General features: G+C 48.6%; 11 protein-coding genes. 8 read left to right on the top strand and 3 right to left on the bottom strand.

All coding sequences use genetic code 11. The features are described from left to right. The first annotated feature begins 35 nt into the window (after window positions 1-35). From surE to rpiA, 4 genes are all read left to right on the top strand, one after another. On the top strand, window positions 36-776 hold the full coding sequence (surE, locus tag MEALZ_RS07175) for a 5'/3'-nucleotidase SurE (protein WP_014147952.1): 741 nt from the start codon (window positions 36-38) through the stop codon (window positions 774-776). 16 nt (window positions 777-792) lie between these two features. Further along, window positions 793-1,452: a protein-L-isoaspartate(D-aspartate) O-methyltransferase gene (locus MEALZ_RS07180; RefSeq protein WP_046061430.1), complete on the top strand. Its 660-nt coding sequence runs from the start codon at window positions 793-795 to the stop codon at window positions 1,450-1,452. A gap of 2 nt (window positions 1,453-1,454) precedes the next feature. Continuing rightward, window positions 1,455-2,042 carry a YqaA family protein gene (locus MEALZ_RS07185; protein WP_014147954.1) on the top strand — a complete coding sequence of 196 codons (588 nt, stop codon included), beginning with the start codon at window positions 1,455-1,457 and terminating at the stop codon, window positions 2,040-2,042. A gap of 63 nt (window positions 2,043-2,105) precedes the next feature. Further along, a complete protein-coding gene (gene rpiA / locus MEALZ_RS07190) occupies window positions 2,106-2,852 on the top strand; it encodes a ribose-5-phosphate isomerase RpiA (RefSeq protein ID WP_014147955.1) in 747 nt (248 codons plus the stop codon). Window positions 2,853-3,005: 153 nt separating this feature from the next. On the opposite strand, the gene MEALZ_RS07195 is transcribed toward rpiA, so the two are convergent. Then, window positions 3,006-4,040, bottom strand: coding sequence for an IS110 family RNA-guided transposase (locus MEALZ_RS07195; protein ID WP_014146682.1), 1,035 nt, complete (start codon window positions 4,038-4,040; stop codon window positions 3,006-3,008). A gap of 424 nt (window positions 4,041-4,464) precedes the next feature. On the opposite strand from MEALZ_RS07195, the gene MEALZ_RS07200 reads away from it, so the two are divergent. Next, entirely contained in the window at window positions 4,465-4,773 is a 309-nt protein-coding gene (locus MEALZ_RS07200) for a (2Fe-2S) ferredoxin domain-containing protein (protein WP_014147956.1), read from the top strand. 471 nt (window positions 4,774-5,244) lie between these two features. Here MEALZ_RS07200 and MEALZ_RS07205 read toward each other — a convergent pair whose 3' ends face one another. After that, window positions 5,245-6,567, bottom strand: a complete 1,323-nt coding sequence (locus MEALZ_RS07205) for a DEAD/DEAH box helicase (RefSeq protein ID WP_014147957.1) — start codon at window positions 6,565-6,567, stop codon at window positions 5,245-5,247. 267 nt (window positions 6,568-6,834) lie between these two features. Between MEALZ_RS07205 and MEALZ_RS07210 the strand changes: the two genes are divergently transcribed. From MEALZ_RS07210 to MEALZ_RS07220, 3 genes are all read left to right on the top strand, one after another. Then, window positions 6,835-7,731 carry a hypothetical protein gene (locus MEALZ_RS07210; protein WP_014147958.1) on the top strand — a complete coding sequence of 299 codons (897 nt, stop codon included), beginning with the start codon at window positions 6,835-6,837 and terminating at the stop codon, window positions 7,729-7,731. Next, window positions 7,718-8,404, top strand: a complete 687-nt coding sequence (locus MEALZ_RS07215) for a rhomboid family intramembrane serine protease (RefSeq protein ID WP_014147959.1) — start codon at window positions 7,718-7,720, stop codon at window positions 8,402-8,404. The genes MEALZ_RS07210 and MEALZ_RS07215 overlap by 14 nt, the downstream gene beginning before the upstream one ends. A gap of 126 nt (window positions 8,405-8,530) precedes the next feature. Then, window positions 8,531-8,857, top strand: a complete 327-nt coding sequence (locus MEALZ_RS07220; protein WP_014147960.1) for a hypothetical protein — start codon at window positions 8,531-8,533, stop codon at window positions 8,855-8,857. Window positions 8,858-9,080: 223 nt separating this feature from the next. On the opposite strand, the gene uvrA is transcribed toward MEALZ_RS07220, so the two are convergent. Continuing rightward, entirely contained in the window at window positions 9,081-11,897 is a 2,817-nt protein-coding gene (gene uvrA, locus MEALZ_RS07225) for an excinuclease ABC subunit UvrA (protein ID WP_014147962.1), read from the bottom strand. Window positions 11,898-12,284 lie beyond the last annotated feature (387 nt).

Raw genomic sequence — 12,284 nt, forward strand, 5'->3', positions numbered from 1 at the left:
ATTTTATAAACTATTTGCGCGCGGGGCGACTTAAAATGCATATTTTGTTGAGCAATGATGACGGCTATCTGGCTGAAGGCCTGAATGCATTGGCGGATGCATTAAGCGCTCATGCCGAAATTTCGGTTGTGGCGCCGGACCGAAACCGCAGCGCGGCCAGTAATTCGCTGACTCTGGAAAGACCGCTCAGAGCTTATCAAGCCTCTAACGGTTTTATTAGAGTAGACGGCACGCCGACCGATTGCGTTCATTTGGCGATCACCGGTTTGTTGGCGCAAGAGCCTGATATGGTATTTGCCGGAATCAATCACGGTTCTAATTTGGGCGATGACGTACTCTATTCCGGCACCGTGGCGGCGGCGACCGAAGGCCGGTTTTTAGGCCTGCCGGCTGTGGCGATTTCGTTGGCCGGCAATAATCCGAGGTATTTCGATACGGCGGCGCAAGTTGCGGTTATATTACTACAAAGATTGATAGAAGAGCCTTTGCCTCAAGATAGTATTTTGAATGTCAATGTACCCGATATTCCTTTTAGCAAGCTTAAAGGCTTTCAGTCGACACGTTTGGGGCAACGCCATAAAGCCGAACCGGTGGTCAAAAGTGTCGATCCTCGAGAAAGACCTATTTACTGGGTTGGGCCGCCAGGAGTCGAGCAAGATGCGGGGCCAGGAACCGACTTTTACGCGATTAAATCGGGTTATGTTTCGGTGAGCCCCTTGCAAGTCGATTTGACACGCTATGAACGTATAGGCGCTTTAGAAAATTGGTTGCCTTAGGAGAAATATAATAATGATGATGCTTAATGTAAAAGGAATAGGCATGACTTCCATGCGAACCCGGGAGCGCATGGTGGGGCGATTGAAGGAACAGGGGGTCAATAATCATAAAATTCTCGATGCGATGCGTAATACGCCGCGTCATTTGTTCGTAGATGAAGCGCTCGCTAGTCGGGCCTACGAAGATACCGCTTTGCCGATCGGTTATAACCAGACGATATCGCAACCGTATATCGTCGCTAAAATGACCGAGTTGCTTTTGGCATCCGGTCCGCTTGCCAAGGTCTTGGAAATCGGCACCGGTTGCGGCTATCAGACGGCGGTATTGTCGCAAGTGGTCGATTACGTTTACACGGTCGAAAGGATTCAACCGCTGCAGAAGAAAGCCAAAAATTTGGTATGGAGTTTGAAACATAAAAACATCAGCTATTTGCACAGCGATGGCGGCTGGGGATGGCCGGATCATGCCCCGTACGATGGCATTTTAGTAACGGCGGCGCCGCCCGAAATTCCCGAAATGTTGCTTCGGCAACTGGCTGTCGGCGGAGTGATGGTGATTCCGATCGGTCATGCCGGCGGACAGGAGCTACAACGGGTTACGCGAAACGCATCAGGATTCGAAGTCGAAATCCTAGAGTCTGTTAATTTCGTGCCGTTTTTGTCGGGCAGGGAGTAAGTATGTTTCAAACGCTATACGATAAGACGCTATTGTGGTCCCGGCATCGGCATGCCTTGAAGTATCTTTGCGCTTTGAGCTTTGCCGAATCGTCTTTTTTTCCGATTCCGCCCGATGTCATGTTGGCGCCGATGGCACTCGGTCGTCCTCAACACGCTTTCCAATTTGCGCTATGGACCACGGTATTTTCGGTCTTGGGAGGCATCTTGGGTTATGCGATCGGTTTTTTTATGTTCGACCAGCTTGAGCCTTGGTTAAAAACCACGCATTATTGGGAGGGCTTTCTATTGGCCCGGCAATGGTTTACCGATTGGGGGTTCTGGGCAGTCTTGGTGGCCGGTTTTTCGCCGATACCTTACAAAGTATTCACGATAGCGGCCGGCGTGATGAGTATGGTGTTTTTACCGTTCGTGCTGGCATCGACAGTCGGGCGCGGCGCGAGGTTTTTTTTGGTGTCGTTGCTAATCTCGGCAGGTGGCGAAAAACTGGAAGCGAAACTACGCGAATATATGGATCGTCTGGGCTGGGCTTTGGTTGCACTGGTAGTTATCGGAGGGGGGGCTTATAAGTTGATGGCGGGTGGTCAATAGTTGTAATCACTCTTCACTTATATCGAAACTTGATTTACGAAAGAAGTCTTTCTAGGAGTCGCAATGAATGATAAAGAATTGGTGGCAGTCCATGCTGCAAAGCTGGTTAAAGACGGGATGCGTGTCGGACTCGGAACCGGTTCCACGGCCGACTGTTTTATTAAAGAGTTGTCTCGCCTCCATAAAGATGAAGGATTGAAAGTGATCGTGATTGCCAGTTCGGTTGTCAGCGCGATCAAGGCTGGCGAAATGGGGTTACCCCTACAGTCGATTGAGCAAACCGAGCGAATCGATCTTTATGTCGATGGCGCCGATGAAGTTACCCTCGATAAGACGCTGCTCAAAGGCCGGGGCTACGATTTAGTACGAGAAAAATTGTTGGCGAAGGCGGCCGACCGGTTCGTCGTTCTGATCGATAAAAGCAAGTTGGTCGGCCGAATCGGCGAGCGATTTCCTGTTCCAGTCGAGGTTATGCCATTTGCCTGGCGAATGGTTAAAGACAGTTTGGAAAAACTGGGAGGCAGGCCGACACTACGACGGACTGCAAATGAAGACGGCTTGGTGATGACGTCCTACGGAAGCTTAGTGCTCGATACCGTTTTCGATGCCACGATTGATATCGCTGATCTCGACGATGCGCTCAACGCCATGCCGGGCGTTATCGAGCACGGTATATTTCGGGGCTTGGCAAGTTCGGTTTTGATAGGCGCCGATGGCGCCATCCAAGAATTGGATATTGAAAGGAGGTCCGATTCGCAAGATGTCGATAGTCGGGATTTTGTCGATGACGGCACTGCAGATGGCGATTGAAGTAAAGTTGGTTTTCGTTCCCATCGCTCCAACGTGGGAATGTATACCCGTCGTAGCTCAAAATTCGGCGCCTGGGTGTCCGCTAAAGGACGCCGTGAATACGTCCATGTAGATACTCTGTTTAAAATCAAGTTAAAAATAGGCATTTTTCTGCTATTCAGCGATTGACGGAATTGCATAAAAACGCGTGTTATCGAATGGTTTATCATGCTTGAGCATGCCGTGAATCGCATGTAACAATTTACGCATGACCGCACAACAGGCTTGCAACGGTAATTTACCCATATCCAGGAGATGTTGGTAATACGCCTTAATATGGCGATCATGCTGCACAGCGCTCCAGACAGGCATATACAGGGCGGCGCGAATCTGGCTGTTACCGGCCTTGGATATACGCGTTTTTTTGTGGACACTCGTGCCGGAATCAAAAGCTCTTGGATCGAGCCCCGCAAACTTGACCCACTCACGGTGCGACATATCCGCAGGCAAAATCAGTAGTTCTCCCATGAGGGCAATCGCACTGGTATTGGCAATACCCTTAATGCTCGTGAACAAAACTAATGCTCGACTGAGTTCCGGATGTTTTTCGATCAATGCCAAGGCGCCAGCCGTTAACTGATCGATACGCTTATCTAATTGATCGATGGCTGCTTGTGCATCTTTTAGCACGGCTTTGGGTGTTTCAACTGTTGCGCTTAAGGCATGCAATTGATTCTTTGCTGCTGTTTTTTGATCGGTTAGTGCATTAATACGGCGTGAGAAACAACGTAAAGCGATCTTTTCATTCGAAGGACGGGACCAAGGCGCAAAATCCATCCGTTCGGCATACACCGCCAGAGTATTCGCGTCCACATCATCTGTTTTACTATTGTTCATCAACACTTTAGCAAAGTTATGAGAGACCTTGGGATTGATGACCATTACCTTGACGCCGGCATCATGGAGCGCAACGGCTAAATCGAAATGATAACTGCCGGTGGCTTCCATACACACGATAATGCCGGACAATTTGTTCAGTTTCTTGGCCATCCGGGCATGATCAGCTGGGGTATTGGAGAACTTCTGCGGATTGAAAGGTTTGCCATTTTTGCGCACCACCAAAACCAGTTCTTTAGATCCTACATCGACGCCAGCGAAGATACGGGTTTGTGTGTCAAGTGAAGCGCTGTTAATTTGTTGATCTGCCATGTTTAATTGTTATTCTGTGATAAGGAAAGTAAACTAGTCATTGGTTCCCGACCCTGCGTATGCACCTACCATCCTTGTGAATGCAGGCTCTAAGCCTCAGATACTCCGCGGTATAGGTGAATAGGGCGGGGGCCAATCTACATGACAGGCTCTGGTTTAATCCAGTCCTCAGGCTCAAGCGGCCTCCCAATGAACTCGGTAAAGCTTAAAGTATTTCCTGGCTAAAATTCATTTAAATTAATCATACAAGGCTCTATGTCAGCTCCATGCTGGCAAAGCCTTTATCGGACACCCAGGCGCGCCTCCTCTGGCACTGCCGAAATTTGAAGTGCGAAAGGTATATAATTTCGCCTCGGCAGCCAAGGTATAGGTTCCTACGGAGGACCGTGGGAACCAGAAATTAGACAATTTTTAAGTTAGTGAGATGAATTACTATAAACACCATGTTTTTTTCTGTACCAATCAGCGCGAGAATGGCGCGGCCTGCTGCCAGGATCATGATGCTCAGTTTTTTCGAGATTATGCGAAAACGCAATTGAAAAAGCTAAAAATGAGCGGGCCCGGTAAATGTCGCATCAACAATGCCGGTTGTCTGGATCGTTGCAAGGAGGGTCCGGTAATGGTCGTCTATCCCGATGCTGTTTGGTATCGTTATGAAAATCAAGCCGATATCGATGAGATTATCGAGGAACATTTGCAGAATGGACGAGTTGTCGAACGCTTGAAAGTTTGAGATTAACCTAAATTCGATATATCCATCGCAGGTCAAAATTCGGCGCCGGGGCGTCCGTCAAAGGACGCCGTGAACCCAGCACCTAAATTATCTAAAACAATTAACCATAACCAATGGGCTATGGAATTTAGGTGCTGGGTGAATACATCCCTGTAGGCTCTATGCCAGCTCCATGCTGGCAAAGCCTTTGCCGCACACCCCGGCGCCTCCTCAGGCACTGCCGAAATTTGAAGCGCGAAAGGTATAGTCAGCACACTAAGGATTTCGTAATGAATATCGGGCAACCGAACCCTGCCTAAAATAGGGAAGTTATTTACGACCAAATCCTAAAATCACGAAATACACGAAAGTAATCATATAGTTACAAAAATCACTTGTGCCACCCATTAGGTGAGCAGCTTGGAGGGTGTAACTTATTGAATATTTTCGTGATTTTCGTGTATTTCGTGGACAAAATGCTTTTTATTAGGATTAACCGTTGGTTTTCAGTTCGCTTGGCTTGCGTCTTTTACCGATTTTTTTGCGGTCACGATGACGATCTTTGATTTTGGACGCTTTCTTCTTTGTTTCTGCTTTTTTGTTTTTACTACTTGCCGCTTTTCCCGAGGCTTTGAGCTTTTTGGGGCCTTTATAGCGGCCTTCCAATTCCTTGATCGTGCGCCGGATCAGTCGCTGTTGTAGATAGCGTTCGATACCCGCCAAGACGTTCCATTCGGTAGAGTTGATCAATGCGATTGCAAGTCCCGGTCGGCCGGCTCGACCGGTGCGGCCGATTCTGTGCAGATAGTCATTACCGTTACGGGCTAAGTCGAAATTAATGACCAGGTCCACGCCTTCGATATCGAGACCGCGCGCGGCAACGTCGGTTGCGACCAATATATCGATGGTTCCGTCTCGGAAAAACCCCATGGTTTTGTTGCGTTCGCTTTGGTCCATGTCGCCATGCAGCGAGCCTACGCGCAGCTTTTGCCCTCTCAATGGTCCGCGCAATTGATCGGTATGGATTTTGGTGTTGGTGAAGACCAAGGCTTTTTCGTATGTTTCGTGGCTTAGTAGCCAGATCAATAATTTTTTCTTATGTTCGAAATCGTCGGCCAGCAACATTTGCTGTTCGATGTCTTCATGTTCTGCCTGTATGCCATCGAGATAGACTTTTTCCGGCTCTTTAAGAAGTGTGAGAGCAATGCCTTTGATCGTCGGATTAAGTGTCGCGGAAAATAACAGGGTTTGGCGTTCCGGCTTGCAAACGCTTGCGATTTTCAGTAAATCGTTTTTGAAGCCCATGTCGAGCATACGGTCGGCTTCATCGAGAATGAGTAGGTCGAGTCGGCTGAAATCGGCGGAGCCTTCCTCGATGACTTCGATTAGGCGTCCTGGAGTTGCGATGATGATGGCAGTGCTTTTCGCAAATAAAGCGGATTGTTTCTTGAAGTCTTCACCGCCGATAATCATACCGGACTTGATCGGAGTGAATTCAGCCAGTTGTCGACATTGTTTATGTGTCTGTTTGGCTAGTTCCCGTGTCGGCGCTAGTATCAAGACTTTTGCCGCGCTGTCCTCGGGGCAGTTTTGCAGTAGATGCTGCAAGGCGGGTATCAGAAAGGCCGCAGTTTTGCCGCTCCCGGTTTTTGCGCAAACCCAAAGATCTTTGGATTCGTTGGCCAGAGGTATGACGGCAGCCTGTACTTCGGTTGGGTGATCGAACCCCATGGCTTGCGTGGCTTGTTTGATGCGCGAATCAAGCTCGAATTGGCTGAACGTTAAAGAGGACGTTGGTTCCGGTTGTGTTTCCATAAAGCCTTGAATGAGTGGGCTGAGCCGGCAGTTTTCCGATTTAACAGAAGCGCCGTAAAGGTAAATCCGGCAATGTTACGTTTTGTTTAAAATATAAGCAACTTCGAATAAAAGTTATAAGTGTCGATAAGGTCTGAATGAAGCGTCATTGATTTTATCTTTCTCAGCATGCTGATATGCTAAGCAGCAAAGTCGCCGGGTATGGAATTTCAAATTCAATATACCGGTTTTATCTTTAAGATTGGGTTTTAAGGAGGATGGGTATTTATGAGGGCTTTAGCGAATTTTGTGATGCAGGGACCGTATCAGGCCTTGGTCGCTGCTTGTATATTGGGCGCTTTATCCCAATTTGTTTTGCCGTTGGCGCTGTTTTGTTGCGGCATCATCGCATTATGCGTATTGTCGCGTTCGGATAGCTATTGGCTGATTGTTTTGATCGGTACGGCTTTGGTTGTTTATGTTAGTAGTCTTTTTGTCGAAAGTAGGCCGGGTCTCGAGACTCCGGTGGTTTTGTTTTTGTTGGTGCCGTTGGCGGCTTCGGCGAAAGTATTGCGTGTTACCCAATCGCAAAGTTTGGCGATAATGGTCGCGGCGGTGTTTGCGGCCCTCTTGGCGGTTTCGATACAAGTGGTGTCGGGTGACGCAGCGCAATGGTGGGCTAGTTGGTTGGAAGGGGCTGTTGAAGGCGTGAAAGGCGCTACTTATCAAGGTTTCGAGGCAGACGGCACTTTACGGTTGATGAATGGATTGGTGGCGATGATGTTCGGTTTCGCAGTGACTTCATCGTTGTTGATCGGACGTTGGATGCAGGCGGCTTTATACAACCCTGGAGGATTCGCCGAGGAATTTTACCGAGTTAGATATCCCATTTATGCTTTGGGCGTTTTGGGTGTCGTGTTGATCGTGACAGCGCTATTCAGTGAAGCCTTGCTTTATGATTTGTTATTGGTTTTTATGATGCCGTTTTTCTTCCATGGCATGGCGGTTTTACATTGTACGGTTGACGTTTCCGAGCGCAGCAAAAATTATTTGCTGCCGCCGTATTTATTATTGTTTGTTATGCCGCAATATGCGATCGTCGGCATGGCTTTTCTCGGCATGGCCGATATTTTTTTAAATTTTAGAAAAGCTGTCTATAAACGGAAAGATCATGATTCCAATTAGAGATACCGCTCCGTGTTATTCAAGGCCGATTGTTTCTTGGAGTTTAATGGTTTTATGTATCGTGATCTTTATCGCGATGGAAATTATTCCCGATCAATTGAAATACCGTTTGACTTATCTATTCGGTATGGTGCCGTTGCGTTATTCAAGCCCCGCTTGGGCAGCTCATTTCGGTTTGCCCCCCGATTATTATTTATCGTTTTTGACCAGCCTTTTTTTACATGGAGGTTGGTTGCACTTAGTTACTAACATGTTGTTTATGTGGATTTTTGCCGATAATATCGAAGACCTGATGGGCAAGGGTCGCTTTTTGGTTTTTTATGTGGTTTGCGGATTATCGGCTCAGGCCTTGCAGTTTTATTTCGACCCCTATTTAACGATACCGGTCGTTGGCGCATCGGGAGCCATCGCCGGCGTATTGGGGGCTTATTTTTTTCTATATCCGTTTGAGCGCGTCATTGTTCTTATACCGATCTTATTTTTTCCATTGGTTTTTCATGTGCCGGCGATAGCTTTTTTGGGATTTTGGATCATTCTTCAATTGCAAAAAGCCACGGCTTCGGTCATGTTTGATGGTGTGATGGTTGATGTGGCTTGGTGGGCGCATTTAGGCGGTTTTATTGCAGGGGCGGTTTTATATCGGTTTTTTCTGCGCAACGAGCCTGAGCAATAAAAAATGAAATTGGATCGCATTTCTGTATAATAAGTGTCTTTTAAAGGCTTGCCCTTTCACGATTAAAGGGCCGAACATGTTGCGGCCTTCGAGGCTTCTTAGTATTGTCGGGAAATTAAAATTACAATGAAAAATATTAACGTCGCATTAGTTAGACTTCTCCAGTTCGTCGTATTCGTTCTGTTTACATTCATGGTATTGATTTATTTCGGAGCGATGGTTTTATTGCCGCTGGATGCCGCCGTGTTATTGATTAAGTTGATGACCTTGTTCGGTTTAAACGGATTTATTGCGGCTTTTATTGCGATTCCGATAGTGGCTTATTTAGGTTTGAGAGTCTATCGAATTCCGGGACTTGTCAAAATGGTCATCGATACCGGAGTCGAATTGGTCAACACCGGAAAAGCTAAAATCGATGCGTTCAACGCGCTAGCCGAATCGGAAAAAGTTTAACCGCTTAGCTAAACAAAAAAGGCCGGAAAGAGCGTTCTTTCCGGCCTTTTTTGTTTTCAATCCTTATTTCGTAATATTTACTATGAACCTTGAAAAAGCATTCACCATGAAGGACTTGAAATACTTCATGTGTTTCATGGTTAAACTGCCGAATTTAGGATGAGGGTATGAAGATAGCGTATAAGATTGAGCCGTGCTTAAAAATTCGAGCCAATTCGCCAAATCAGCTAAAAAATCGTTTTAAATAGTGCCCGGTATGCGAAGCGTTGTTTTCACTCAGTTGTTGAGGTGTACCTTCAGCGACCAGTGTGCCGCCTCCGTCGCCGCCTTCCGGCCCCATATCAATAATCCAATCCGCCGTTTTGATCACGTCCAGGTTATGCTCGATGACGATCACTGTGTTGCCATGATCCCGTAGTGTATGCAATACGCGCAATAATTGTTTGATATCGTGGAAATGCAGGCCGGTTGTGGGCTCGTCGAGAATATAGAGCGTCTTTCCGGTATCGCGTTTCGACAGTTCCTTAGCGAGCTTGACGCGCTGCGCCTCGCCGCCGGAAAGCGTGACGGCATTTTGTCCGAGCGTGATGTAGTTCAGCCCCACTTCGGTTAAGGTGTGCAGTTTTTTGGATAATACTGGGACGGCGCTGAAAAATTGCGCGGCATCCTCGACGGTCATATCCAATACTTCGTTGATTGCCTTGCCTTTATAGCGGATTTCCAGCGTTTCACGGTTATAACGTTTACCGCCGCAGACGTCGCAATGTACGAAAATATCCGGCAAGAAATGCATTTCGACTTTGATGACTCCATCGCCTTTGCAGGCCTCGCAGCGGCCCCCTTTGACGTTGAAACTGAAGCGCCCCGGCGTGTAGCCGCGTGAACGAGCTTCAGGCGTTGCCGCGAATAATTCCCGGATGGGCGTAAAAATTCCGGTATAAGTAGCCGGATTCGAGCGGGGCGTTCGGCCTATCGGGCTTTGATTAATATCAATGACTTTATCGAAATATTCAATGCCTTCGATTTCATCGCAAGGTGCGGGCAGGGTGCCGGCTCGATTGATTGCGCGCGCAACATAGCGGTAGAGCGTATCGTTGATGAGCGTCGATTTCCCTGAGCCGGATACGCCGGTGATACAGGTAAGTAGGCCGACCGGCAGAGCAATATCGACGTTTTTCAGGTTATTGCCTTGAGCGTTGAGGATCACGATGCGCTTTTCCGGGTCGACCGGCGTCGTGTTTTCCGGAATCGCAATCATTTGTTTTCCCGACAAATACTGGCCGGTCAACGAATCGGGCGAGTCGATGATGTCTTGCGGCGTCCCCTGTGCGACGATTCTACCGCCGTGAATACCGGCGCCGGGGCCTATATCGACAATATGATCGGCCGAGCGAATCGCATCTTCGTCGTGTTCTACGACGATTACGGTATTACCCAGATCCCTGAGCCGGAACAGGGTATTCAACAAACGGTCGTTATCGCGCTGATGCAGGCCGATTGACGGTTCGTCGAGCACATACATTACGCCGACTAAGCCTGCGCCGATTTGGCTGGCCAGCCGGATACGTTGCGCTTCGCCGCCGGACAACGTATCGGCGCTACGATCGAGGGTCAGATAATCTAGCCCGACATTGACCAAAAACTCTTGTCGTTCGACGATTTCCTTGATGATTTTCGCAGCCACTTCGCCCTGTTTTCCAGGTAAATCCAACTCTTCGAAAAACTGTAAAGATTTGCGTATCGGAAAACGGGTAAGTTCGTGCAGGGGGCGTTCGTTGACGAAAACATGGCGGGCAGCCTTGTTTAGGCGAGCTCCGCCGCAGTCGAGGCAGGTTTTTTGCGATAGATATTTGGCCAGTTCTTCACGGACCATCGGAGAGTCGGTTTCATGGTAACGGCGATCCATGTTCGCAATGATACCTTCAAAGCTGTAGCGCTTGGTTTGGCCGGCGCGTGGTCCGCCTATCAGTTTGAACTCGATCGCTTCGTTGCCGCTGCCGAATAATAATACTTTTTTGATGTTGTTCGGTAGATCCTGGTAAGGGATTTCCGGATCGAAACCATAGTGTTCGGCCAGCGAACAGATAATTTGATAATAATAAGCGTTGCGCCGGTCCCAGCCTCGGATTGCCCCGCCGGCTAGGCTGATGTTGGGATTATGCACCACCAGTTCCGGATCGAAGTGTTGACGAACACCAAGTCCGTCGCAAGTTGGGCAAGCACCTTTCGGGTTGTTGAACGAAAAAATGCGCGGTTCTAATTCGCTGAGGCTGTACCCGCAGTGCGGACAGGCGTAGCGTTCGGAAAATAATAAGGTTGTGTTGTCGTCCATGGAAACGGCCAGCGCGATACCGTCGGCGATGCGAAGTGCCGTTTCGAATGACTCGGAAAGGCGCAATGCGATGTCGTTACGAATTTTGAATCGATCGACGATCACTTCGATCGTGTGCTTTTTCTTGGGGTCGAGCGTCGGCGTTTCGTCGAGATCGAATACGTTGCCGTCAATGCGTGCTCTGATAAAGCCTTGCACGCGTAAATCCTCAAGCAATTGTAGGTATTCCCCTTTGCGCTGGCTAATGACGGGTGCCAATAACATCCAGCGCCCTCCCTCGGTTTGTTCGAGCACGCTATCTACCATTTGGCTGACGGTTTGTGCGGCTAATGAAACATTATGGTCAGGGCAGCGAGGCGTGCCTGCGCGAGCATAGAGCAAACGCAAGTAATCATAGATTTCGGTAATTGTGCCGACCGTCGAGCGAGGATTGTGGGAGGTCGATTTTTGTTCGATCGAAATGGCCGGGGACAGTCCCTCGATATGATCGACATCCGGTTTTTCCATCATCGACAGGAATTGCCGGGCGTAGGCGGACAGTGATTCGACATAGCGCCGTTGGCCTTCGGCATAAATCGTGTCGAAAGCCAGTGACGATTTACCGGAACCTGAGAGACCGGTAATGACAATCAAGGAGTCGCGGGGCAAATCCAGGTCGATGTTTTTTAGGTTATGGGTGCGCGCGCCGCGAATGCTGATGGTGTCCATTGATGAAATGCCGGTCTAGGAAACAGGTCGCTAATATACGGCGAAATCGGGTCGATTTCAAAACTCGGGTCGGTCAAGGTTATACCCATCGTAGATCAAAATTCGGCACCGGGGTGTCCGTCAAAGGGCGCCGTAAATACGTCCCTGTAGGCTCTATGCCAGCTCCATGCTGGCAAAGCCTTTGCGATCGCCATGGATGGCGTGAATGTGGATTTTGCATTACGCCACGGATGGCGTGTATTAGGGCAATGCAGGAGCAATTGCCGAGGAGCAAAAATCGACCGCACCCCGGTGCTTCTTCAGGCACTGCCGAAATTTGAAGTGCGAAAGGTAAACAGGTCTGGTTTATCGCTTTCTAGCAGTTTGCAATTCCGACGATTTCGAGTA

The sequence above is a fragment of the Methylotuvimicrobium alcaliphilum 20Z genome (assembly GCF_000968535.2).
Lineage (GTDB): Bacteria > Pseudomonadota > Gammaproteobacteria > Methylococcales > Methylomonadaceae > Methylotuvimicrobium > Methylotuvimicrobium alcaliphilum.